15 protein-coding genes and 1 riboswitch are annotated in these 24,767 nt (G+C 63.3%); of the genes, 6 read left to right on the forward strand and 9 right to left on the reverse strand.

Going from position 1 to position 24,767, the window contains the following annotated elements; translation table 11 throughout:
- Nucleotides 1-28: 28 nt before the first annotated feature.
- A complete protein-coding gene (gene lptD / locus BRD58_RS03260; protein WP_069578200.1) occupies nucleotides 29-2,416 on the reverse strand; it encodes an LPS assembly protein LptD in 2,388 nt (795 codons plus the stop codon).
- 157 nt (nucleotides 2,417-2,573) lie between these two features.
- Between lptD and djlA the strand changes: the two genes are divergently transcribed.
- The gene (gene djlA / locus BRD58_RS03265; protein WP_012847475.1) at nucleotides 2,574-3,410 is read left to right on the forward strand and encodes a co-chaperone DjlA; all 837 of its coding nucleotides are present in this window, start codon (nucleotides 2,574-2,576) and stop codon (nucleotides 3,408-3,410) included.
- A 76-nt stretch (nucleotides 3,411-3,486) separates the two neighbouring features.
- On the opposite strand, the gene rluA is transcribed toward djlA, so the two are convergent.
- The 7 genes from rluA to sgrR form a co-directional block, all read right to left on the reverse strand.
- Nucleotides 3,487-4,194, reverse strand: a complete 708-nt coding sequence (gene rluA / locus BRD58_RS03270; protein ID WP_012847476.1) for a bifunctional tRNA pseudouridine(32) synthase/23S rRNA pseudouridine(746) synthase RluA — start codon at nucleotides 4,192-4,194, stop codon at nucleotides 3,487-3,489.
- Nucleotides 4,194-7,100 (reverse strand): RNA polymerase-associated protein RapA, encoded by a 2,907-nt coding sequence (gene rapA, locus BRD58_RS03275; RefSeq protein WP_012847477.1) that lies wholly within the window; start codon nucleotides 7,098-7,100, stop codon nucleotides 4,194-4,196. The genes rluA and rapA overlap by 1 nt, the downstream gene beginning before the upstream one ends.
- Nucleotides 7,101-7,363: 263 nt before the next feature.
- Nucleotides 7,364-9,703: a DNA polymerase II gene (locus BRD58_RS03280; protein WP_073381551.1), complete on the reverse strand. Its 2,340-nt coding sequence runs from the start codon at nucleotides 9,701-9,703 to the stop codon at nucleotides 7,364-7,366.
- Nucleotides 9,704-9,829: 126 nt separating this feature from the next.
- The gene (gene thiQ, locus BRD58_RS03285; protein WP_073381552.1) at nucleotides 9,830-10,543 is read right to left on the reverse strand and encodes a thiamine ABC transporter ATP-binding protein ThiQ; all 714 of its coding nucleotides are present in this window, start codon (nucleotides 10,541-10,543) and stop codon (nucleotides 9,830-9,832) included.
- Complete coding sequence (gene thiP / locus BRD58_RS03290; RefSeq protein ID WP_015460940.1) at nucleotides 10,540-12,147, reverse strand: thiamine/thiamine pyrophosphate ABC transporter permease ThiP; 1,608 nt, start codon at nucleotides 12,145-12,147, stop codon at nucleotides 10,540-10,542. Before thiP ends, thiQ begins: the two co-directional genes overlap by 4 nt.
- Nucleotides 12,123-13,118, reverse strand: a complete 996-nt coding sequence (gene thiB, locus BRD58_RS03295; RefSeq protein ID WP_012847481.1) for a thiamine ABC transporter substrate binding subunit — start codon at nucleotides 13,116-13,118, stop codon at nucleotides 12,123-12,125. Before thiB ends, thiP begins: the two co-directional genes overlap by 25 nt.
- Before the next feature lie 40 nt (nucleotides 13,119-13,158).
- A riboswitch (TPP riboswitch) is annotated at nucleotides 13,159-13,258 on the reverse strand.
- 41 nt (nucleotides 13,259-13,299) lie between these two features.
- The gene (sgrR, locus tag BRD58_RS03300; RefSeq protein ID WP_069578205.1) at nucleotides 13,300-14,979 is read right to left on the reverse strand and encodes an HTH-type transcriptional regulator SgrR; all 1,680 of its coding nucleotides are present in this window, start codon (nucleotides 14,977-14,979) and stop codon (nucleotides 13,300-13,302) included.
- Between the two features lie 334 nt (nucleotides 14,980-15,313).
- On the opposite strand from sgrR, the gene BRD58_RS03305 reads away from it, so the two are divergent.
- Nucleotides 15,314-16,786: a DASS family sodium-coupled anion symporter gene (locus tag BRD58_RS03305; RefSeq protein ID WP_012847483.1), complete on the forward strand. Its 1,473-nt coding sequence runs from the start codon at nucleotides 15,314-15,316 to the stop codon at nucleotides 16,784-16,786.
- A 42-nt stretch (nucleotides 16,787-16,828) separates the two neighbouring features.
- Here BRD58_RS03305 and BRD58_RS03310 read toward each other — a convergent pair whose 3' ends face one another.
- The gene (locus tag BRD58_RS03310; RefSeq protein ID WP_073381554.1) at nucleotides 16,829-18,658 is read right to left on the reverse strand and encodes an ABC transporter ATP-binding protein; all 1,830 of its coding nucleotides are present in this window, start codon (nucleotides 18,656-18,658) and stop codon (nucleotides 16,829-16,831) included.
- A 111-nt stretch (nucleotides 18,659-18,769) separates the two neighbouring features.
- On the opposite strand from BRD58_RS03310, the gene BRD58_RS03315 reads away from it, so the two are divergent.
- The 4 genes from BRD58_RS03315 (at nucleotide 18,770) to BRD58_RS03330 (ending at nucleotide 24,734) form a co-directional block, all read left to right on the forward strand.
- On the forward strand, nucleotides 18,770-19,543 hold the full coding sequence (locus BRD58_RS03315; protein WP_012847485.1) for an ABC transporter ATP-binding protein: 774 nt from the start codon (nucleotides 18,770-18,772) through the stop codon (nucleotides 19,541-19,543).
- Entirely contained in the window at nucleotides 19,543-20,466 is a 924-nt protein-coding gene (locus BRD58_RS03320) for an ABC transporter substrate-binding protein (RefSeq protein WP_078057714.1), read from the forward strand. The genes BRD58_RS03315 and BRD58_RS03320 overlap by 1 nt, the downstream gene beginning before the upstream one ends.
- Nucleotides 20,463-22,457: a Fe(3+)-hydroxamate ABC transporter permease FhuB gene (fhuB, locus tag BRD58_RS03325; protein ID WP_073381556.1), complete on the forward strand. Its 1,995-nt coding sequence runs from the start codon at nucleotides 20,463-20,465 to the stop codon at nucleotides 22,455-22,457. The genes BRD58_RS03320 and fhuB overlap by 4 nt, the downstream gene beginning before the upstream one ends.
- 111 nt (nucleotides 22,458-22,568) lie before the next feature.
- Nucleotides 22,569-24,734, forward strand: coding sequence for a TonB-dependent receptor (locus BRD58_RS03330; protein WP_073383842.1), 2,166 nt, complete (start codon nucleotides 22,569-22,571; stop codon nucleotides 24,732-24,734).
- Nucleotides 24,735-24,767 lie beyond the last annotated feature (33 nt).

Below are 24,767 nucleotides of genomic sequence, written 5' to 3' on the forward strand. Positions count from 1 at the left end.
ACCGTTAGACCACGCATTGCGCCAAATGTTAGAAAGCGCGTTGATAAGGCAGAATGCCGGAGCGCAGCATCTCTGCCGTGCCTAGGCTGTAGTTCTGGTTCATCCCGCGCAGGGCAAACTTGAACGAGAACTTGTTGTCATACTTGCTGTTCTGGGTCGCGCTGTCCCAGCTGTTGATCTTACGCTCATAGGTGACGCCCACCGACCAGCAGCAGGTATTGTACTGCAGACCGGCGATGGCATCGGCGGACTGCTTCGCCTTGGTGTCATAGTAGTAGCCGGCGACCATCGCCCAGCGATCGGCCAACGGCAGGCTGCCGATGATCCCGGCCTGGCTGATGCCCTGGTTGTAGATGGCATTGTTGGCGTAGCTTGGCAGCATGGAGGTGATGTACTCCGGGCTGGCGTAGCGATAGCTGAGCTGCAGTACGCTCTCGGCGTCCTTACGATACTCCATCACCGCGTTGCCCAGCGCCACGCTGTTCAGGCGGGTATCATACTGCAGACCGCCGCGCAGACCCCAGTTATCGGTCAGCTTAAGGTAGCTGTCCCCGGCCCATACCAGGCTGCCGGTGTTATCGTGGCGATCGATATTGGTGGTTTCATCGCCGGTACGCGACGGTGAGAAGTAGTAGATCTGCCCGATAGAGGCGTTGAAGCGTTCGTTCTGCTCGTCATCGTACAGGCGGGTCGTCAGGCCGGTCGTGACCTGATTGGCCGAGGCGATGCGGTCCAGACCGCTGTAGCTGCGGTCGCGGAACAGACCGGTATAATCGGTCTGCAGCAGGGTGGAGTCGTAAGAGTAAATGTCGCTCTGGTTGCGGTACGGAATGTACAGATACTGGGCGCGCGGCTCCAGCGTCTGGGTATAGCCGTTTAGCAGCGTGGCGTCTCGCTCAAAGACCATCTTGCCGTCGATCTTAAACTCCGGCATCACGCGGTTGACGTTGTCCTTCAGCTGCGTCAGGTTGCCTTGGGTGGGGACATCCTGCTGATAGTGGGTCGCCATCAGCTTCGCTTCGGTATTGAGACTCCCCCAGCGGTTGGACAGCGGCAGCGACAGGACCGGCTCGACGTGGTAGCGGTCGGCCTCGGGCAGGTAGACGTTGTCGTTGGTGAACTTGACCGCCTGACCGTACAGGGTGAAGTCGAACGGCCCCAGATCGTTTTTGTAGTAGTTCAGATCCAGCTGCGGTGCGGTGCGGTAGGCGTTGACGTCCCCCGCGTTGGCGAACACCTGGAACTGGGTGGTCGAGAGCGTCGCATTCCAGTTGGTCTCGGCATAGCCCAGGGTAAATTTCTGCGTAGCGTAGCCGCTGGTGCTGGAGCCGTAGGCGGAGTTCAGGTCGGTGAAGTAGTAGGGATCGCTGACCTTGGTGTAATCGACGCCGAAGCGCCAGTGGTCGAGCACGCCAAAGTGGCGCCAGTAGAACAGCCAGCGATCGCGGTTCTTCAGGTCGTCCAGCGCCTGCCCAGTAATGCCCTGATTTTGACGATCCTGCTGGAACTGCCGATCGTTGCCCAGCCAGTCAAACTCGACCAGACCCATGCCGAATTCGCTCAGATAGCGGAATTCGTTTTGCAGCTGCAGACCGCGTTTTTCCATGTAGTGCGGAGTAAAGGTGGCGTCGGCCTGCGGGGCGATGTTCCAGTACCAGGGCAGGGTAAACTCGATCCCATCGCCGTTGGAGTAGTTTATGGTGGGGATCAAAAAGCCGGAGCGGCGCGTGCTGCCGGTCGGAAACTGCAGATACGGGCTATAGAAGACCGGAACCGGCCCGATCTTGAAGCGGGCGTTCCAGATCTCGGCCACCTGCTCCTGGCGATCCTGAATGATCTCGGAGCCGGCGATGCTCCAGCTGTTGTCGCCCGGCAGACAGGAGGTAAAGGTCCCGTTATCCAGGATGGTGTAGCGGTTGGCGTCGCGGGTCTTCATCAGATCGGCATCGCCGCGCCCCTGGCGACCGACGAACTGGTAGTCGCCGCGCCAGACGTTGGTATCTTTGTTATTCAGGTTGGACCAGGCGCTGGGGCCCTGCAGGCGGATCTGACTGTCCGCGTAGTGTACATTGCCGATCGCGGTCACGGTGCGCAGCGGATCGGGATGCCCCTGGATCGCTTTCTGATCCAGCTGAACCTTGTCGGCGGTCAGGGTGCTATTGCCCTGCTGAATATCGACGTTGCCGTGGAACAGGGCGTTGTTCGGGTAGTTGGCTTCGCTCTTATCGGCGGTAATGTGTACCGGAAGGCTATTGATATCGCCAGAAACCAACGGTTTGTCATACACGGGAACGCCGATCAGGCACTGTTCGGCGAGGGAGGCCAGCGCATGCTGACTGTAAAGCGCTGACCAGACGAGGGTGGCTATCAGCGTGGGTATACTTTTTTTCATACGCGGTGTCAGGGATTCCGTCATCAGAGGCGTCTTGCCGCAATCGGTCAGAGACTATCTTACCCGTCAGCGTGGCGCTAGTGTTAAATTGTGGCTCAGCGTCGCTGCCATTAGGTGTCAGAATAAATGACAGGTATGATAAAGCAAATTATGTCCCACGACATGATGAATTGAGGACGATATGCGCTATTGGGGTAAATTAGTAGGGGTGCTGCTGGGCCTGATGGCCGGGATCGGTTTCTGGGGCGTAGTGCTGGGCTTTTTGATTGGCCATATGTTTGATAAGTCGCGCGCGATTAAGCGTCAGGGCTATTTTGCCAATCAGCAGCAGCGTCAGGGGCTGTTTTTCCGCACCACCTTTCAGGTCATGGGACATCTGACAAAGTCGAAAGGGCGGGTGACGGAGGCCGATATTCAGGTCGCCTCCATGTTTATGGATCGCCTGAATCTGCACGGCGATGCTCGGCTGATGGCGCAGCAGGCCTTCCGCGAAGGCAAGGAGCCCGGCTACCCGCTGCGAGAGCGTCTGCGCGAACTGCGCAGCGTCTGCTTTGGCCGTATCGATCTGATCCGTATCTTTTTGGAGATCCAGCTGCAGGCGGCGTTCGCCGATGGGCAGCTGCACCCGAATGAGCGGGCGGTGCTGTATGTGATCGCCGAAGAGCTGGGTTTTTCTCGTGCGCAGTTCGATCAGTTTCTGGGCATGATGGAGGGCGGGCGCCAGTTTGGCGGCGGCTATCATCAGGCGGGGGGACAGCAAGGGGGTTACCAGCAGGGGGGATTCTATACGCCGCCCCAGGGGCCGACGCTGGAGGATGCCTGTAAGGTACTGGGGGTTGCGCCGAGCGCCGATGCGACCACGATCAAGCGTGCGTATCGTAAGCTGATGAGCGAGCACCACCCCGATAAGCTGGTGGCTAAAGGGCTGCCGCCGGAGATGATGGAGCTGGCCAAGCAGAAGGCGCAGGAGATCCAGGCCGCGTACGATCTGATTAAGAAAGAGAAGGGATTCAAGTAGCGCAGAGGACGTCGCGCTTGCTGTCTACCCACGATGATACGGCCCGCGAACGCGGGCCGTATTGTTTTGTGCGCGGCTAAAAGTCCGCCTCGCAGCGGAAGTGCATCGGGGTGGCGAAGGCCGGATGCACGATGCGCAGCTCTTGGGCGTGCAGCAGCAGGCGGGAGGCTAACGCCAGCGCCTGCGGCGGCGCATAGAAGCCGTCGCCGAGGATCGGATGGCCGAGGGCCAGCAGGTGGACGCGCAGCTGATGCGAACGGCCGGTGATCGGCGTTAGCAGAACTCGCGCGGTACCGTCGGCGTCGCGCGCCAGCACCTGATATTCCGTTTGCGCCGGTTTGCCCTGTTCAAAGCAGACCTTCTGCTTGGGGCGGTTGGGCCAGTCGCAGATCAGCGGCAGGTCGATCACCCCCTCGTCCTGCTGCGGGTGTCCCCAGACCCGGGCGACGTAGTTCTTTTTCGGCTCACGCTCGCGAAACTGGCGTTTCAGCTCCCGCTCGGCGTCCTTGGTCAGCGCGACCACCAGCACCCCGCTGGTGGCCATATCCAGACGGTGTACCGATTCGGCGCCGGGAAACTGCGCCTGAATTCGGGTCAGGATGCTGTCCTGGTGCTCAGGCAAACGGCCCGGAACGGACAGCAGCCCGCTGGGCTTATTTACCACTATGATGTGTGCATCCTGGTACAGCACGTGCAGCCAGGGTTCACGCGGCGGATCATAGTGCTCCAGCGCCGGGGTAGCGCTGGGCGGCAGCGCGCCGCCCGCGGGAGTACGCCGTCCCATTACTGGTGCGACACCACGATGAGACGCAGGGCATCCAGACGCCAGCCGGCCTGGTCCAGCGTCTCCAATACCTTCCGACGGGTGAACTCCAAGGTCTCCAGCTCATCGTCACGGATATTGGGGTTCACCGCCTTGAGCGACTCCAGACGCGCCAGCTCGGCGCTCAGCGCCTCATCGGCCTCGCGCTTGGCGGCGTCGATCAGCGCCTGCGCCTGATCTGCTATCAGCGCCTCTCCAGACTGCAGCATGGCGTGCACGTTGGGCTGTACCGCATTGACCAGCTTGCTGGCGGTATGGCGATTGACGGCGTTGAGCTGACGGTTGAAGCTTTCGAACTCCACCTGGGCCGCCAGGTTGTTCCCCTTGGCATCCAGCAGCATACGCACCGGCGTCGGCGGCAGGAAGCGGGTCAGCTGCAGCTGCTTCGGCGCCTGGGCCTCGACCACGTACACCGCCTCCAGCAGCAGCGTACCGACCGGCAGCGCTTTGTTCTTCAGCAGAGATACCGCGCTGGAGCCGGTATCGCCGGAGAGGATCAGGTCCAGGCCGTTGCGCATCAGCGGGTGTTCCCAGCTGATGAACTGGGCATCTTCGCGCGACAGCGCCTGTTCGCGATCGAAGGTGACGGTGCAGCCATCCTGCGGCAGACCCGGGAAGTCAGGCACCAGCATGTGATCCGACGGGGTTAGCACGATCAGGCTGTCGCTGCGATCCTCCTGATTAATGCCGACGATATCGAACAGGTTCAGCGCAAAGTTGACCAGATTGACGTCGTTATCCTGCGCCGCGATGCTTTCGGCCAGCGCCAGAGCCGCCTCGCCGCCGTTGGAGTGCATCTCCAGTAGACGATCTCGCCCCTTCTCGAGCTGACTTTTCAGCGTATCGTGATCGGCGCGGCAGGTTTTGATGAAGTCGTCAAAGCCATCCAGCTGGGTCGGTTTGGCCAGGAACTCCAGCAGGGTGTCATAGTAGCGGTCGTAGATGGTCCGGCCGGTGGGGCAGGTGTGTTCAAAGGCGTCCAGCCCCTGATGGTACCAGCGGATCAGCACGGATTGCGCGGTGCCCTCGAGGCAGGGAACGTAGATCTGAATGTCGCGCGCCTGGCCGATGCGGTCCAGACGGCCAATGCGCTGCTCCAGCAGATCCGGGTTAAACGGCAGATCGAACATCACCAGGCGGTTGGCAAACTGGAAGTTACGGCCTTCGGAGCCGATCTCCGAGCACAGCAGCACCTGTGCGCCCTCTTCCTGCGAGGCAAAGTAGGCCGCGGCGCGGTCGCGCTCAATCAGCGACATCCCCTCATGGAAGACGGCGGCGCGGATCCCCTCACGCTCGCGCAGCAGCTGTTCCAGATGGATAGCGGTGGCCGCCTGGGCACAGATGACCAGCACCTTCTCGTCCCGCTGGGTCAGCAGGAAGTCGAGCAGCCACTCGGCGCGCGGGTCAAAGTTCCACCAGGTGGCATTTTCCCCTTCGAACTCTTGGTAGATCCGCTCCGGATAGAGCATATCGTTGGCCTGCGCCTCGACGCTCTTCTTGCTGCCCATGATGCCGGAGACTTTGATTGCCGTCTGGTACTGCGCCGGCAGCGGCAGAGTGATCTGGTGCAGGGTGCGCTGCGGAAAGCCTTTAACCCCCTGACGGGTATTGCGGAACAGCACGCGGCTGGTGCCGTGGCGATCCATCAGCATGCGCACCAGCTCGGCGCGGGCCTGCTGGCTGTCCTCACCGCCGGCGTTGGCGGCTTTCAGCAGCGGCTCGATATCCTGTTCGGCGACCATCTCGCTGAGCATGTTGAGCTCATCCTGCTGCAGATGACCGTCGTTCAGCAGCAGGGTAACGGCGTCCGCCACCGGGCGGTAGCGCTGCTGCTCGGCGATGAACTGTGCGTAGTCGTGAAAACGGTTGGGATCCAGCAGGCGCAGGCGGGCAAAGTGGCTCTCCTGACCCAGCTGTTCGGGGGTGGCGGTCAGCAGCAGCACCCCGGGGATCTGTTCGGCCAGCTGTTCGATGACCTGGTATTCACGGCTGGGCGCCTGTTCGCTCCAGGCCAGGTGGTGAGCCTCGTCGACCACCAGCAGATCCCAGCTGGCGTCGGCCAGCTGCTCCAGACGCTGCCTGCTGCGGCGGACGAAGTCGAGGGAGCAGATAACCAGCTGTTCGGTTTCAAACGGGTTGCTGCTGTCCTGCGCGGCCTCTGCATAGCGTTCATCGTCGAACAGCGCCACGCGCAGGTTAAAGCGGCGCAGCATTTCGACCAGCCACTGGTGCTGCAGGGTTTCCGGTACCACGATCAGCACGCGCTCGGCGCGGCCGGAGAGCAGCTGCTGATGAATGATCATGCCGGCTTCGATGGTCTTACCCAGGCCGACCTCATCCGCCAACAGGACGCGCGGCGCATGGCGCTGGCCGACGTCGCGGGCGATATGCAGCTGGTGCGGGATCAGGCTGGCGCGCATGCCGCGCAGCCCGCTGCAGGGCAGGCGGAACTGCTCGCTCTGGTATTTACGCGCGCGATAGCGCAGGGCGAAGCGATCCATACGATCGATCTGGCCGGCAAACAGGCGATCCTGCGGTTTACTGAAGGTCAGGCGGCTGTCGAGCAGCACCTCGCGCACCGCCACCGGGCTTTCGCCGCTGTCGCTGCGGCTGCCGATATAGGTCAGCAGCCCCTCCTGCTCCTGTACCTCTTCAACGCACAGCTGCCACCCTTCGTGGGTGGTGATGGTGTCTCCCGGGTTAAACATCACGCGGGTGATGGGGGAGTCATTGCGGGCATACAGACGGTTTTCGCCGGTCGCGGGAAACAGCAGCGTCACCATGCGCGCATCCAGCGCCACCACGGTACCCAATCCAAGTTCGCTTTCCGTATCGCTGATCCAGCGTTGACCTAAGGTAAAAGGCATAGATTATCGACTCAACTCTTTGTTCTTGTTTACATAGTGATCTGGAGGCTATCTCAATGGGCGGTGTTGTCGCCCTGGCCGATTGGGATAGGTTCCGTGACGACCGCCGCGCAGCGGACGCCTGCATAATTTGGGCATAAATCAACCGCATCACGGCCTGTCGGCAGTGAAGTCGGCGTTGTATGGGGGAAAGGGCGATATGGTAATAGATGGCGATGCATTCGTCACCCCCTGAGTGGGAAGATTCTTATATTCCCCCGGCGTTAAAACAGCCCCAGTTGACCGGTTAGCAGAGTCTCAAAGTCATCGCCGAGAAAGGGCAGAATGGCGTCGGCGACCGGTTGCAGCTGGCGTTCCAGATAGTGCTGATAGTCCGCCGGCGCATCGACACACTCCAGCGGCTGTGGGCCGCTGCGGGTGATGATATAGCTTATCCAGCCGCCGTTTTGATACTGCAGCGGGCGTCCAAGACGGTGATTGTAGTCGTCGGCCAGACGCGCGGCGCGGACGTGCGGCGGGACGTTGCGCTGGTACTCGGCCAGCGGGCGTCGCAGGCGCTTGCGGTAGATCAGTTGGTCGTCAAATTCCCCCGCGAGCAGGCCGTCGGCGTAGCGACGAATCACGTCGCGGTAGCTCTGGCCGAGAAACACCCGGCGATAGAGCTCCTGTTGAAACCGCTGCGCCAGCGGCGTCCAGTCGCTGCGCACCGTCTCCAGCCCTTTAAACACCAGCCGATCGCCGCACAGCCCGGCATAGCGCTTTTTGCTGCCGAGATCGGCGCCGCGCAGGGTGGGCATCAGAAAGCGGCGATAGTGGCACTCATACTCCAGCTCCAGCGCGCTCTCGAGCCCATATTGCTGTGACAGATGCTCGCGCCACCAGGCGTTGACCCGCTCGGCCAGCGCCTGGCCAATGGCTTCGGCCTGGGCCTCATCGTGCGGCTTACCCAGCCAGACAAAGGTAGAGTCCGTATCGCCGTAGATCACCGCATAGCCCTGCGCTTCGATCAGGCTACGGGTCTGGCGCATGATCTCATGGCCGCGCAGGGTAATAGAGGAGGCCAGGCGGGGATCGAAGAAGCGACAGGCGCTGGTGCCCAGTACGCCGTAGAAGGCGTTCATCAGGATCTTCAGCGCCTGCGACAGCGGCGCATTGTCCTGACGTTTGGCCGCCTCGCGTCCCTGCCACAGCTGGCGCACGATCTCCGGCAGGGCGTGGCGGGTGCGCGAGAAGCGGGCGCCGAGAAATCCGGGGACGCTGTGGGTGTCATCCGGCTGCTCTCCGCCGACGGCCAGTCCGACGGGGTCGATCAGAAAGGAGCGGATGATCGCCGGATACAGACTCTTGTAGTCCAACACCAACACGGAGTCATACAGCCCTGGGCGCGAGGCCATGACAAAGCCGCCGGGGCTGGCCTGCGGCGCCACCTCGCCGAGGGAGGGGGCGACATACCCCAGCCGGTGCATGCGCGGTAGGTACAGGTGGCAGAATGCGGCGACGGAGCCGCCGCTGCGATCGGGGGCCAGCCCGGTAACGCTGGCCCGCTCCAGCAGGAACGGCATCAGGGCGGTGTGCGCGAAGATGCGCGTCACCAGCTCGCAGTCCTTGAGGTTATAGTGCGCTAGCGCCGGTTTATCCTGACGAAAGCGCCGCGCGATCTCCGCCATCCGCCGGTAGGGATCGTCCAGCGCCTTGCCTTCGCCTAGCAGGGTCTGCGCCACGCTGTCCAGGCTGTAGGAGGGAAAGTGCCAGAAGGCGCTTTTCAGCGCCTCGATACCGTCGATGATCAGCCGGCCGGGGGCGCTGGCAAAAAAATGGCCGGCGCGAAAGCCGTGCTCTCGCCACTCCAGCGGCGTCGCCGCGCGCCCCAGCAGCAGGGGAACGCCTTCGCGCTCGGCGTGGCGCTGCAGGATCCGCAGATCGAACTGCACCAGATTCCAGCCGATGATGGCGTCGGGATCGTGGCGCGCTATCCAGCGATTGAGGGCGTCGAGCAGCGCGGCGCGGCTGGCGACGTACTCCAGCGTGAAGTCCAGCGCCTGCGCATCGCCGTTGGCGGGGCCTAGCATATAGACGATGCGTTGATCGCAGCCGTGCAGGCCGATCGAGTAGATCTCTCCCTGGGGGCTGGTTTCAATATCCAGCGACACCGTACGCAGCGTTGGGCGGTAGTGGGGGTGGGGTTTAATCCGGGCTTCGGTGCCCGCTGCGTCGCCGCAGAACCACAGCGGCGCATTGATAAAGCGCTCCATCAGGTAGCGATCCGCGGGCCTGATATCGGCCTCCAGCAGTGGGATCCCCTGCTCCCCGAGGCGCCTTTCGATCTGCTGAAGCTGGCGGTAGCCGCGGCAGTACAGCGCCAGTACCGGCCGGTGGTGGAAATCGTGCAGCGCCACCGGACGTAGCTCGACGTCGGGAAAACCGCGCAGGAGGCGCAGCGCGGCATTACGCTGTGCGGCGTCCATAAAGGCTACCGCCGGCTCCGGCGGTAGGGTCAGGCAGCGGGGACCGTGCTCTGTGGCCAGCCACAGCGTAACGCAGACGCCCTGCGGCGTATCGCGCCAGTGACGGGTAAGGATAAAACCAGCGTGGGGCATATTCACTCGGCAGGCTCCCGGAGCAAAGGGCTGGCGGTGGTAAGGCCGCGATTCGTGCGGCGTTCCGCGACGCGCCGCACACCGTCGGGTTATTGTGCAGGGGATGGCGTTCGCTGTCCAACGCCGGGCGAGCTATTCGGCCTGCTCTGGCACCTTGCGTCCCAGCAGACGCGCCGCCGCGACCGACCCGGTCAGCAGGGCGGCGGTGGGGCCGTCGTATGCGATATGGCCATCGTCAATCACCAGGGTATGCGGTGCGATGCGCGCCGCATCGTCCAGGTTGTGCGATACCATCAGCAGGGTCAGCTGTCGCTGACGGCAGACATCATCCAGCAGCGTGAGCATTTCGGCCCGCAGGGCGGGATCCAGGGCAGAGAAGGGCTCATCCAGCAGCAAAATCGGCTGACGGCGCAGCAGGCAGCGCGCCAGCGCGGCCCGCTGACGTTGGCCGCCGGAGAGCTGGCCGGGGAGCCGCGGCAGGTAGTCGTGAATACCGACCAGTTCGGCGATATCCGCGAGCCGACGGCGCTGGTCGTCGTCAAGCCGCAGTCCGGGATCCAGCCCCAGCCCCAGATTTTGGGCGATGGTCAGGTGGGCGAACAGGTTATGCTCCTGGAACAGCATCGATACCGGGCGCTGAGACGGGGGTGCGCAGCGGCAATCGATGCCGTTGAGGTACAGATCGCCGCTGCTCGGTGCCAAAAATCCAGCGATGAGGCTCAATAGGGTACTTTTCCCTGCGCCGCTTGGCCCCAGGATGGCGATGCGTTCGCCGGCGGCGGCGTGCAGGCTAAAGCTCAGGGTCTGTTGCTGATAGCGGTAGAGCAGATTATCCAGGCGGATCATGGCGATTTTCTCCCGGCGGGCAGACGCTCCAGCAGGCTGAAGAGGGTCAGACAAAACAGCAGCAGCAGCAGGGCGGTGACTGCGCCGTCGGCGCTGCGATAGGCGCCGAGCTGTTGATAAAGGTAAAAGGGTAGGGTGCGGAACTGTTCGCTACCAAACAGGGCGACGACGCCAAAATCACCCAGCGAGAGGACGCAGGCAAAGGCCAGCGCCTGCGCCAGCGGGCGACGCAGCGCGCGCAGCTCAATCCAGCGCAGGCGATTGAGGCCGCCGATGCGCAGCGACAGACACAGCGGATCATAGCGTTCGGCCAGATCGCGCATGGGGTATTCGAGTACCTTCATCGCGTAGGGGATCGCCATCAGCGCGTTGGTCACCATCACTAATAGCCCTGGCGATGTGGGCAGGCCGATCGTGGCATTGAGCAGCAGGAAAAAACCGGTCGCCAGCACGATTCCCGGCATGGCCAGGATCAGCATGCCGCACAGCTCCATTCCCTGCGCACGCCAGCGCTGGCCGCGCAGGCTCAGCTCGCGGCTGCTCCACAGCAGCATCATGGTCAGCGTGACCGCCAGCGCGCCGGCGCCCAGCGCGATATACAGCGAGGTTCCCAGAGCCTGCCACAGGGCCGGCTGTCGCAGGACGCTGCCGAGCGCCTGGTTGAGTCCATCGACGATCACCGCCAGCAGCGGCGGCAGCAGCAGCAGTAGGGCGAGGCCTATTGTCAGCGTATCGCTGAGCTTTAGCCGCAGCGAGTCGCGCGTATCGCGCCACCGCATACGCCGGGTGTGTCCGACCGGCAGGATGCCGGAAAGCCGCTGGCTGAGCAGCACCAGGCCGAGGCAGCATCCCAGCTGTAGCAGGGCTAGCTGAGCGGCGCGCGCCGGGTCATAGTCGTAGCTGAGCGCCTGATAGATGGCCAGCTCGATGGTGGTGGCCTGGGGCCCGCCGCCCAGCGAGAGCACCGTGGCAAAGCTGGAGAAGCACAGCATGAAGATCAGCGCCCCGGCGGGCGGCAGCTGGCGGCGCAGGTAAGGCCACTCGACGAAGCGCAGGATCTGGCGGGGCGACATGCCCAGCTGGGCGGCGAGCTGACGCTGTTCAACCGGGATAGACTCCAGCGCCTGCAGCAGCAGGCGGGTGGCCAGCGGCAGGTTGAAGAACACATGGGCCAGCAGGATCCCCTGCAGCCCGTAGGGGCTGAAGCGGTAGTCAATGCCCAGCGTCTGGCACAGTAGCGCCAGCCATCCCTGGCGACCATACACGCTCAGCAGCCCGAAGACGGCCACCAGCACTGGCAGCACCAGGGTCATGGCGCACAGGCGCAGCAGTAGCGTCCGCCCGGGAAAGCGGCGGCGGAACAGCGCGATGGCCAGCGCGATGGCCGGCAGCAGCGACAGCAGCGTCGAGAGCAGCGCCTGCCAGAAGCTGAAGCGAACGACATGCCACAGATAGCCATCCCGCCACAGCGCCGCTGGCGCGGCGGCGGGGGCGCTATACCACAGCGCGCCGAACGCCAGCAGGGCGATCCCCAGCAGCAGCGAGGCGGCCAGCGCGCCCGGCCATAGCCAGCGGGGGATCAGCGGCTCAGGGCGCTTTGCCATGCGCGGATCCACTCAGCTCGGTGCTGTGCGACGTCGTCGGCGGTAAAGCTGAGCGTCTTCTGCGGCTTGGGCAGGGCGGCGAAGGCCGGCGGTAGCGCCACCGCTGTCGTCGGATACATCCAGTTGCCGGTCGGGATGGCATTTTGGAACGCCGGGGTGGTAATGAACTGCATAAACTGGTGCGCCAGCGCCGGCTGGGGGCTGTGCTTCAGTACGCCGGCGACCTCGACCTGCAGGTAGTGGCCTTCGTCAAACATCGCCGCGGCATAGCGATCGCTGTGCTCTTCGATCTGGTGGTAGGCCGGCGAGGTGGTATAGCTGAGGACCATGTCCGCTTCGCCTTTGAGGAACAGGCCATAGGCTTCGCTCCACCCTTTGGTGACGGTGACGGTCTTTTGCGCCAGCTTCTGCCAGGCGGCTGGCGCCTGATCCCCGTAGACCTTCTGCATCCATAGCAGCAGGCCAAGCCCCGGGGTGCTGGTGCGCGGGTCCTGATAGATGACGCGCCACTTTTCCGGGCCCTCAACCAGCTGTTTCAGGCTGGTCGGCGGATTGTTAACTCGCTGGCGGTCATAGACAAAGGCGAAATAACCGTAGTCATAGGGGACAAAGTTGGCGTCGTGCCAGCCGCCGGGGATCTGCAGTCCGCGGGTGTCCGTCTGGCTGGGGCTGAATAGCCCGCTGTGCCGGGCGGCGGTCAGCAGGTTGTTATCCAGCCCCAGCACGACGTCGGCCGGGCTGTTTTTCCCCTCCATCCGCAGGCGGTTAAGGATGGCGACGCCGTCCTCCAGCGGGACCAGCTTGAGCTCACAGTGGCAGGATTGTTCGAAGGCCTGCTTGATCTTGGGCCCGGGTCCCCAGTCGGCGGCGAAAGAGTCATAGGTGTAGACGGTCAGAACGGGCTTGTCGGCCGCCTGCGCCAGCAGCGAGGCCGTCAGTAGGGCCAGAGTCGAAAACAGTTTTTTTAACACTTTGCACTCCCTTGGTGGCGGTGGCAAAGGTCTTTGAGCAGCAGCGGGCTCTCTCAAATCCCTCCGCCGGTATTAACCGGATCAGGTTCGACGGGTATGCTCTCAGCCCGACGATCCGCCGGGCACCCCGTTGAGACGGCGCTTATTGTAAAGAGCGCGTGCGTGATTAGAAAGACGTTTGTTAACGGGAGGCGGCCGGAGGATGCTCCGGCGGGGCAAACCAGGCCGACTTGAAGTCAAACCAGCCCAGCGTATTCATGCGCACCCCGCGCATGCTGTGCTGGCCGTGCAGCTTGAGCCAGTGGTGAAACAGCGGATGCAGCTGATGTCGCTGCACTAGCTGCTGACTCCACTCCGCCACCGGCAGACGCTGCTCACGCCAGCGGCAGGCCTCGCTGGCCAGATCCAGCCCGGTGCAATGGCTCAGCAGCGGCAGTTCGTACAGCATGGCAAAAATGGAGAACTCCAGCGGTAGATAAAAGTTGGCGCTGCCCAGCCACAGATCGCTCTCGGCGGCGCCGTCGTGCCAGCGGGTATAGTCGATCTCCTGCATTTCCAGCGTGACGCCGTGCGCCGCCAGCAGCGGCTGTAGCGCCTGATAGAGGGCGTGGAACTCCGAATGCTCGCTGTAGAAGGTGATTCGCAGGTGAGTCAGCTGCGGGGGCTTAGGGCGATCGCTGAGCATCTTATTGTGGTGCCAGCGCGGCAGCAGGCCGTAGGCGGGAGACCAGTAGCGCTGGTGCAGGTGGCTGGCGTTGTTCAATAGGGCGATGGGATTGATCGTCTGACACAGCCAGGCGCGCACCGCCGGATCGCGCATCTGTGCGCTGCGCTGGTCGAACAGCATAAAATAGCAGCCCTCCTCCAGGCGACTCTCCAGCTCGTCACCGCCGCTGCCGTCGGCCTGCAGCTGCACGCCGGCGTGAACCAGCGCCTCGGAGATTTCCGGCAGTACCCAGATATTGACCTCATCGATCAGCGCCCGGTAGCCAAAGTAGCCGTCAAAGGCGCGGATCTTCAGCTGGCTTTGCGTATTGCGAACGACCTGATAGGGGCCGGTGCCGACGGGGAGACGGGCAAAGTCGCGCATCTCCTGCCACTCCTGCGGCAGGATCATGGCCGGGACGCTGCCGAGCAGCCAGGGGAGCCAGGCATCCTCCGCCAGCAGATGGATATCGATGACGTGCGGGGTAGGGGAGGCGACCTGCGCGATATGGCGGAACAGCGGCAGCGTGCGCAGGCGCTCCAGCGAGGCGATCACGTCGGTCATCGTCAGCTCGCGCCCGTGGTGAAAGTGGATCGCCGGGCGCAGATAGAAACGCCAGTGCAGCGGGGTCAGCGGCTGCCAGTGGTGGGCCAGATCCGATTCCAGTTCCCCGTTTTCCTCATTTATGCGGGTGAGGCCGCTGAAGATCTGTCGGGCCAGATGGGTCTCCGAGCGGCGTAGCGGCGAGGCGGGCTGTAGCCCGAGCAGCGGGCGGTAATAGAGGATTCGCAGGATATGGCGCCCCTGGCGGAAGCTACGCCCCAGCTGCGCCAGCAGCATCTGGCGCGCGCTGTCGCGATCGCCGACCAGCTGCACCAGCTGCTCAAAGTGATCCTGCTCCATCAGCTCTTCGGCGCGCAGCTGCTGCACCTCAAGGGCGCTACAGAGAAAGGCGAGGCGCGAACGTTTTCCACGTCCGCTGACGGCCTGCCAGCTCAGCCAGCCTTGCTGCTGCATGGCGTTGAGCAGGGTACGAACGTGGCGACGTGAGCAGTTTAGCGCCGCGGCCAACTCGGCCAGCGTGGTATCACAGCCGTTGCCCTGACAGTGCTGCCACAGGCGAATAAATTGATGCTGCAGGCGCGGGGTAGCCATAAATGGGGATCTCTTGTCTGAAAGGCATCTATTTTTCTTTCCCTATATTACGCAGATACTGTCGGCAGATGAAAGAGGGTATCTCTCCGACATCGAAGAGTGTTTCTGAGTAAAGGTGCTTTTCACCGGCCAGCGATCGTCGATCGCTGGCTTTTTTCTGTTTTCAGTCGGTTGCGGTGGGAAAACAGGGTACTCTGTGGCGGCGTTGATGTGATAGCGCCAGCGCGGTGCTTCGGCTACGGCGTCGGCGTTCGCGCAGCGCGCGCGACCTGCGCCGGGCCGACGCGGCGTGGGCGGATTCCCACAGAGTAAGAGAAGAAAAGGATGGCACCCTATGGATAAACTGACGCCGTTAAAGCCCCTGCCCGCCCTGATTGCGCTGGCGATTACCCTGACCCTCTGGTTTATTATCCCGGCGCCGGCCGGCGTGAGCGCCAATGCCTGGCAGCTTCTGGCGCTGTTCGTGGGCACCATTGCCGCCATTATCGGTAAAGCGCTGCCCATCGGCGCGGTTTCGGTGGTGGCGATTGCGCTGGTGGCCCTGACCGGGGTGACCGCACCCGGAAAACCGGCGGCGGCGCTGAACGACGCCCTGAGCGGCTTTTCCAACGCCCTGATCTGGCTTATCGGCATTTCAATCATGGTCTCGCAAAGCCTGAACAAAACCGGGCTGGGGGAGCGGATCGGCTACTGGTTTATCGCGCTGTGCGGCAAACGCACGCTGGGGATCGCCTATGGCCTGGCGCTGGCAGAGACCTCGCTGGCGCCGGTGACGCCGAGCAACACCGCCCGCGGCGGCGGGATCATTCACCCGATCATGCGCTCGATCGCCGATAGCTTTGGCTCGCATCCGCAGCCGGGATCAACGGAGAAAATCGGCCGCTATCTGTCGCTGGTCAACTACAACATCAACCCGATCACCTCGGCGATGTTCATCACGGCAACGGCACCCAACCCATTGATTGTCAACCTTATCGCGAAAGGCACCGGCCATGAGTTTGAGCTGACCTGGGGTGCCTGGGCGCTGGCAGCGCTGTTGCCAGCGCTACTCTCACTGCTGCTGATGCCGCTGGTGGTCTACTGGCTTTATCCGCCGCAGATCCGCCATACCCCGGATGCCCCGCGCTTTGCCCGCGAACGCCTACGGGCGCTGGGGCCGATTTCTCTGGCAGAGAAGATCACGCTGGCGGTATTCCTGCTGTTGTTAGTGCTGTGGGCGGATATTCCGGCCTGGCTATTGGGCGATGGCTGGTCGGTCAATGCCACCACGGCGGCCTTTATCGGCCTGGCTATTCTGCTGTGCAGCGGGGTGCTCAGCTGGGATGACCTGCTGAAGTGCAAAGGGGCGTGGGATACGGTGATGTGGTTCGCCGCGCTGGTGATGATGGCGACCTTCCTCGGCAAGCTGGGGCTGATAGCCTGGCTTTCCCAGAGCGTTAGCGCGCTGATCGATGGCATGGGGATGCACTGGGTCGGCGGTATGCTGCTGCTGACGCTGGTGTATGTCTACGCGCACTACTTCTTTGCCAGCACCACGGCACACATCACCGCCATGTTTGCCGCCTTCTTTGCCGCCGGCCTCGCGCTGGGCGTGCCGCCGGCGCTGTTTGCGCTGGTGCTGGCCTTCTCCTCCTCGCTGATGATGTCGCTGACCCACTACGGCACCGGCACCGCGCCGATTATCTTTGGCTCCGGCTATGTCACGCTCGGGGAGTGGTGGAAGACCGGGTTTATCCTCAGCGCCGTGAACCTGGCGCTGTGGCTCAGCGTCGGCAGCCTGTGGTGGCACTGGCTGGGCTATTGGTGACGCGGTGGCCGTCGCCGGTCTGCGACGGGCGGCGTTGCCATACTAGTCGCTGCCGATAAAACCGCCGGTCTGGTGAGCCCACAGCCGGGCATAGATGCCGTTTTGCCGCAGCAGCTCCCGATGGCTGCCCTGAGCGACTATCCGCCCGTGGTCCATGACGATAAGGCGATCCATGGCGGCGATGGTCGAGAGGCGGTGCGCGATGGCGATCACCGTTTTTCCGGCCATCATCTGCGCCAGATTGTCCTGAATGGCGGCCTCGGCTTCAGAGTCGAGCGCGGAGGTCGCCTCGTCCATGATGAGAATGGGCGCATCCTTGAGCAAGACCCGGGCGATGGCGATACGCTGGCGCTGTCCACCGGACAGCTTGACCCCGCGCTCGCCGACCTGGGTGTCATAACCGCGCTGGCCTGTATCGTCAGCCAGTTGGCAAATAAAGTCATGCGCCTCCGCCCGCCGGCAGGCCGCGATCATCTCCGCCTCGCTGGCCTGCGGATTGCCATACAGCAGGTTTTCGCGGATTGAGCGGTGCAGCAGGGCGGTATCCTGGGTGATCATGCCTATCTGTCGGCGCAAAGAGGTCTGCGTAACCTCTGCGATGTTCTGGGCATCAAGGGTAATGCTGCCCGATTGCAGGTCATAAAAGCGCAGCAGCAGATGCATCAAACTGGACTTTCCGGCTCCGGAGCGGCCGACAATGGCGACCTTTTCACCGGGGCGGATGTGCAGATCCAGCCTATCGAACAGCGTCCGTCCGCCGGGGTAACCAAAGCCGACGGCGTTAAAACGAATCTCGCCGTGCGTCAGGCGCAGCGGTACAGCCCCCGGTTTATCGGCGACGTCGATGTCGTTGGCGACGGTATGGATGCTGTCAATGACCTGCCCGATGCTTTCAAACAGCGCGCGCACCTCCCACATAATCCACTTGGACATGCCCTGTAGACGCAGGGCAAGACTGATGCCGACGGCGATGACGCCGACGCTGACCGCCTGCTGCTGCCACAGGGCGATAGACAGCGCCGCCAGGGAGAACAGCAGCAGATAGTTGATGACATCCACGCTGAACAGCAGCCCGGTCAGGGTACGCATCTGACGGTATACCGTGGCCAGATAGCGCTGCATGGCGTGTCGGGCATAGTCGCTTTCGCGCTGGTCATGGGAAAACAGTTTGACGGTGGTGATGTGGGTATAGGTGTCCACGATGGTGCCGCTCATCACGGACTGCGCGTTGGCCTGCTCGCTGGCGATACGCCGCAGACGCGGCAGGAGACGGATCTGAATCAGGATATAGGTCGCCAGCCACAGCAGTAAGGGGATCAGCAGCAGCGTATCGACGCTGGCGATCATGACCAGCACCGAGATCAGATACACCAGAATATAGATCAGCAGGTCGACCATTTTCATGACCACTTCGCGCACCGATTGGGCGCTTTGCATCACTTTTGTCGCCACTCGCCCGGCGAAATCACGCTGAAAAAACGCGATGCTCTGGCCGAGGAGATAGCGGTGTACCTGCCAACGGACGGCCATGGGGTAGTTTCCCAGAATACTTTGGTGCAGCAGGTTCGAATGCAGCCAGGCCAGTAAGGGCATGACCGCCAGCACCAGAATCGCCATGCCGATCAGGCTGGGGCGTTGATCGGTCCAGAACGTGGCGCGTTCGGCGTGACTAAGCAGGTCGACCAGCTCGCCCAGGTAGCGTAACAGCATGACTTCGCAGACGGCGACGGCCGCGCTGAGCAGCGCCATGGCGCCGAGCGGACGTTCAAAACCGCGGGTGTAGTGGCGACAGAAGCCGAACAGCGTCGCCGGCGGCTTTTGGGGATCCGGTGACGGAAACGGCTCCGTCAGTCGTTCGAACCAATGAAACATGGATAAACCCTGGATGGCACGCAGAGTTGCCAAGTGGAAAAGGTGAATATAGAATGCAAATGATAATAAAAATGGTTATCAATTGGTATCAATTCATCACAAGGGAATGCCATGTTTTCGCTAACCAACCTAGAGGTTGTGCGCGGGGGACGCGAGGTCCTGGCTATCGAACATTTGACGATCCCAACGGATCGTCTGACGGTGATTCTGGGACATAACGGGTCCGGTAAATCGACGCTGGTCAGCCTGCTGGCCGGTCAGCTGCGCCCCGACGGCGGCCAGATCGCTCTGGATGGGCAGGCGCTGTCATCCCTCTCCGCCGGCGCACTGGCGCGGCGGGTGGCATTTTTACCGCAGAAGCTGCCCGCCAGCGCCGGGCTGACCGTGAGAGAGCTGGTGCGCCTGGGCCGCTTTCCCTGGCGTGGCATGCTGGGACGCTGGCGCCGGGAAGATCGGCAGCTCATTGACGCGGCGATGGCTGAGACTGGGGTGGCCCCCTTTGCCGATACGCTGGTGGATACGCTGTCCGGCGGGGAACGCCAGCGGGCGTGGGTCGCCATGCTGTTGGCGCAGGCCTCCCCGTTGCTGATCCTCGATGAGCCGACCTCGGCGCTGGATATCCAGCACCAGTACCAACTCATGGCGCTGCTATCGGCGCTGCCGCGCGGCGTCTTGGTCATTCTGCACGACCTGAATCTGGCGCTGCGCTATGCCGATCACGTGATCGCCCTGAAGCAGGGGCGCGTGGCCTTTGCTGGCTCGGCGGCGGCGTTGGCCGACGAGCAGCGACTGTCCGATCTGTACCAAACCCCGATCCGCCTGACGGATCACCCGCATCCTACCCCCGGGGCGCCGCCTCATAAAGTTGCTATCATATGTGCTTGATGTTTAATTTTATTTTTAGATTTTTTGCGCCATTGGCGCTGCTGATCTCCCTGTTCTCGTTCAGCGCGCAAGCGCTGACGGTCAGCGACAGCCGCGGTACTCATCAGCTACCGGCCGTGCCGACGCGGGCCGTGGTGCTGGACTGGGATCTGCTGGAGCAGACCATCGAGCTGGGGGTGACGCCGCTGGCCGCCACCGATCTGGACAGCTACCGCGAATGGGTGGCACAGCCGCTGATCCCGGCGCAGACGCAGAGCGTCGGCAGCCGAGAAGAGCCGAATCTGGAGCGCATCGCGGCGCTGAAACCCGATGTGATCCTCGCGAGCGAAATGCAGCAGGCGCTGCTGCCGCGCCTGACGCAGATTGCACCGGTGCTGTACTACACCAATTTTTCCGCCGCGGACGATCACGCCGCGGTGGCGATAATGCAGTTCCGCCAGCTGGCGCAGGTGTTTGGTCGTGAGGCGATTGCGGAACAGAAGCTGGCCGCGATGCAGGCTCGCTTTCAGCATTTATCACGGGCGCTGCGCGAGGCGTTTCATGGCCAGCTCCCCGCCGTCACGGTGATGCGCTTTGCCAGCACGACCTCAACCTACCTGTACACCACCAACGCTATGCCGGTCTATGTCCTGCGCCAACTGGGGATCACGCCCGCTCTGGCGCCGCCGCCGGCGCGCTGGGGGATTGTCCAGCAGCCGATCGCTGGGCTACAGCGGGTCGGTCAAGGCTACGTGCTTTACTTTCTGCCTTTTCATGACGCTGCGCGCCTGGACGCGACGCGACTATGGCAGGCGATGCCGTTTGTTCGCGGGCAGCGGGTGAGCGCCGTCCGTCCGGTCTGGAGCTATGGCGGCGCGATGTCATTACAGTATGCCGCAGAGGCGATGGCGGAAAGCCTGATGGCGCTGGCGGCGCAGAAATGAGCGGCGGAGTAAGGCTGGCGGCGCCGCTGCTGCTGCTGGCGCTGGCCGTGGCATCGCTGCAGTGGGCGCAGCCGCTGACGCTGCTACAGCAATGGCAGCTTCTGCTGGCCCCGCAGCAGGCGCAGAGCCTTGACGACATTCTGTGGCTGTATTCGCAGCTACCGCGTCTGGCGATCACGCTGTTGGTGGGGGCTACGCTGGGTCTGGCCGGCAGCGTGATGCAGCAGCTGACCCAGAATGCGCTGATGTCGCCGCTGACGATGGGCACCTCGTCGGGAGCATGGCTGGCATTGGTCCTGTTGGCGGCATTCTGGCCTGCGCAGCAGGCGCAGTGGGGGGCCCTTGCTGCGATGGGGGGGGCTTTGCTGGCCTTTGCCCTGATTGTACTGATCGTTGGACTGGACAACATGACCGGCCTGCCGATGGTCATCGCCGGCATGGTGATTAACATTCTGCTCGGTGCGCTGGCGTCGGCGGTGCTGCTGCTACAGCACCCCTATGCGCAGAACATTTTCCTCTGGGGCAGCGGCGACTTGACGCAAAGCGACTGGGGGTGGGTGCGCTGGTTATTACCCCGTTTGGCGCCGGCTCTCCTGTTGCTACTGTTCGCCCCGCGGGTGCTACAGCTGCTGCGCCTGGGGCACCAGGGGGCGCAGGCGCGCGGCGTGGCGGTGGTTCCGCTCTTTTTTGCGTTGATGCTGTTGACCATCTGGCTGGTCTCTGCGGCGGTGACGGCCGTCGGGCTGATCGGTTTTATCGGCCTGCTGACGCCCAACATCGTGCGGGCGCTGGGGGTGCGGACGCCGCGGGGCGAGCTGTATGCCAGTCTGCTGGGCGGAGCGCTGCTGTTACTGCTGACCGATGCGCTGGCGCAGGGGGCGTCGCTGTGGCTGGGGCAGCTCTTGCCGACCGGCGTGGTGGCCGCCGCTATCGGTGCTCCGGCGCTGATCCTGTTCAGCCGGCGTCGCCTGAGCGCGCCGGATGGCCTGGGGGCACCGCTGATATCGGCCCGCGGACGGGTTTCAAGGTGGGTCAGCGCGGCGTTGGCGGCGCTTTTTGCGTTGGCGTTGCTCGGCTATCTGACCTACCAGCCGGAGGCGGCGGGCTGGCCCTTTGCCTGGCCACAGGCGTATCAGTGGGCGCTGCGCTGGCCGCGGGCGCTGGCCGCGTTGAGCTGCGGCGTGGCGCTGGCGCTGGCGGGCGTTCTGTTACAGCGTCTGATTTATAACCCGTTGGCCAGCCCCGATCTGCTGGGCGTCTCTTCCGGCGCCACGTTGACGCTGGTTTTGGCGATGCTGTGGTGTGGCCAGACGCTAACGGCCTTGTTGCAGTGGGGCGTCGGCCTGGCGGGCAGTCTGGCGGTACTGGCGGCATTGATGGCGCTGGGGCGTCGCCAGCGTTACGCCCCGGCCAGCGTGATCCTGACCGGTATCGCGATGACGGCGCTGCTGCAGGCGCTGGTGCAGTTTTGCCTGGCGCAGGGGAGCCAGGACAGCTACCGCATTTTGCAGTGGCTGGCGGGCTCTACCTACCGGGTGACGGCCGCGCAGGCGCTGCTGCTCTCTGCGCTGACGGCGCTGCTGCTGCTGTTGGCGCTGTCTGTCGCGCGCGCCCTGACGCTGCTTTCCATCGGTCGCGCCTTTTCCCAGGCCCGTGGATTGAACAGCGCGAGGGCCGCGGCGCTGCTGTTGGTGCTGGTGGCGCTGCTGTGCGCCATTGCGACGGCGGCGATTGGTCCGGTGGCCTTTGTCGGCCTGATGGCGCCGCACCTGGCACAGATGCTGGGCGCGCGGACGGCCAAGGCGCAGATGGGGCTGGCCGCGTTGCTGGGGGCTGCGACGCTGCTGTGGGCAGACTGGCTGGGGCAGGCCTTACTGTACCCCCGTGCGATGGCGGCCGGGACGCTGGTTGCTATCATCGGGGCCGCCTATTTCCTGCTGCTGCTGATCGTTGGGCGCCTGACGCGACGCCGTCTTCAGCGCGTCGCGTAGCGGTACGATCCGCGGCGCGGAGCCACGCAGCGCGTACGGCGTTTTGGGTTGTTTTTGCGTAATGATTATAAAAATCATTTTTATTTTTGTTTTATTTATATAAGGGAAATTATGTCATCACTGCGTTTATCCCGCATGGGCGTGGGGCTGTTTGGCGCAATCTCGGTAGGCTGCACGTCTGTTGCGATGGCGGAGGAGAGCGCTCGCCCGGCGGATGAGATCACGGTCAGCGGCTCGCAGGTCGCGCTGGGCGACAGCTATGAGGGCGGTCAGGTCGCGCGCACCGGGCGGCTGGGCATGCTGGGCAACAGTGACTTTATGGATGCCCCCTTTACCCTGACCAGCTACACCTCGGCGCTGATTGAGCAGCAGCAGGCGGCCAGCGTGGCCGATGTGTTGCAAAACGATCCCACCGTGCGGGTGGCCAAGGGATTCGGCAACTTCCAAGAGCTGTATATGATCCGCGGTTTTCCGGTGTACTCCGATGATATGACCCTAAACGGGGTCTACGGAATTTTACCGCGTCAGTTTGTCGCCGCCGAAATGCTGGAGCGGGTTGAAGTGCTGCGCGGTGCCAACACCTTCCTGAACGGCGCGGCGCCCGGCGGCAGCGCCGTCGGGGGGATGGTGAACTTGGTGCCGAAGCGGGCAGGGCATGCGCCGCTGACGCGGGTCACCGGCGGTGTGCAGGGCGATGGTCAGGGCTACGCGGCGTTGGATGTGGCCCGACGCTTTGGTGACGATGAGGCCAACGGTATTCGGGTTAATCTGGTCGGCCGGGACGGCAAGAGCGCGGTTGCTCGCGAGAAACAGCGCCTCGGTGCGCTCTCCGTCGGTTTCGACCACCGCCGTGACCGGCTGCAGCTGTCGGCGGATATCGGTTATCAGGATCACCATATCGATGCGCCGCGCCCCAGCGTCACGCCGGGGGGGCCGACGCTGCCCGCGGCGCCGTCGGCCAATAAAAACTATGCCCAGGACTGGACATATACCGATGAGAAGCAGCTGTTTGGCGTCGTGCGCGGTGAGTATTTACTGAATGACAGCACCCGTGTCTGGCTGGGGGCGGGGGCGCGACAGGGTAAAGAGCATAACCTGTTGGCTAATCCCACGGCCGATGGCGATGGGGTGCTCTCGGCCTACCTGTTCGAAAACGTCAGGCAGGATAACGTATTGTCTGCCGATGTCGGCGTACGTCACGATCTGACCACCGGCCGCGTCAACCATACGCTGGTGCTCTCCGCGGCGGCGTATCAGCTGCGCTCCAAGAATGGGTGGGCCATGTCGCCTACGTTCAGCGGCTTCGGGACGCTGAATGACATGAGTTCGGTGGCTCGCCCGGAGGCCAGTTTCTTCGGTGGGTCGCTCAGCGATGCGCGGGAGACGGAGCGTAACAGCAGCCACAGCGTGGCGCTGGCTGATACCCTGGGCCTGCTGGAGGATAAGATCAAGCTGACGCTCGGCGGCCGCTGGCAGCGTCTGGAAACCCGCTCTTATGACTATGATAGCGGCGCCCTCAGCGGTCGCTATGGGAAAAACGCGCTGACACCGTTCGTCGGTGCGCTGTATCAGCCATCGCTGGACGTGGCGCTGTTCGCCAACTACGCCGAGGCGCTGCTGCCCAGCGGGGTGGCGCCGGCAACCAGCAATGGCGTAACGGTAAGCAATGCCGGCCAGGTCTTTGCGCCGTTCCGCGCCCGGCAGATCGAGGCGGGGGCCAAATATGACAATGGCATGTTGGGGGCATCGGTCAGCCTGTTCCAGATTACCCGCCCAGAGTTTCGCTTGGACGGTACCACCTATACCGATAACGGCGAGCAGCGTAACCGCGGGATTGAGCTGACGCTGTTTGGTAAACCCCATGAGCGCGTCACGATGCTAGGGGGGGTAACGCTGCTGGATGCCCGGCAGCAAAAGAGCTCGCTCGGCGGTCAGGATGGGAAGCGGGCGATTGGCGTGCCGGCCGTTCAGGCAAACCTGAATCTGGGCTGGGAGACGCCGTTTATCGACGGGCTGGCGCTGGAGGGGCGCGCGGTCTATACCGCCTCTCAGTATGCGGATGCCGCCAATACCCTGTCTATTCCGGCGTGGGTACGGGTCGATCTGGGGACGCGCTATGCGCTGAAGCTCGACGGTCATGACGTGACGCTGCGCGCGCGGGTAGAGAACCTGAGCGATAAGCGCTACTGGTCATCCGTCGGCGGTTATCCGGGCAGTAACTATCTGGTGCAGGGCAACCCGCGCACCTTCATCCTTTCTGCCAGCTACGACTTCTAACCTAACGGCGGCCGGGTGATACCCGCGCCGCCG

Source organism: Edwardsiella piscicida (assembly GCF_001896205.1).
GTDB lineage: Bacteria > Pseudomonadota > Gammaproteobacteria > Enterobacterales > Enterobacteriaceae > Edwardsiella > Edwardsiella piscicida.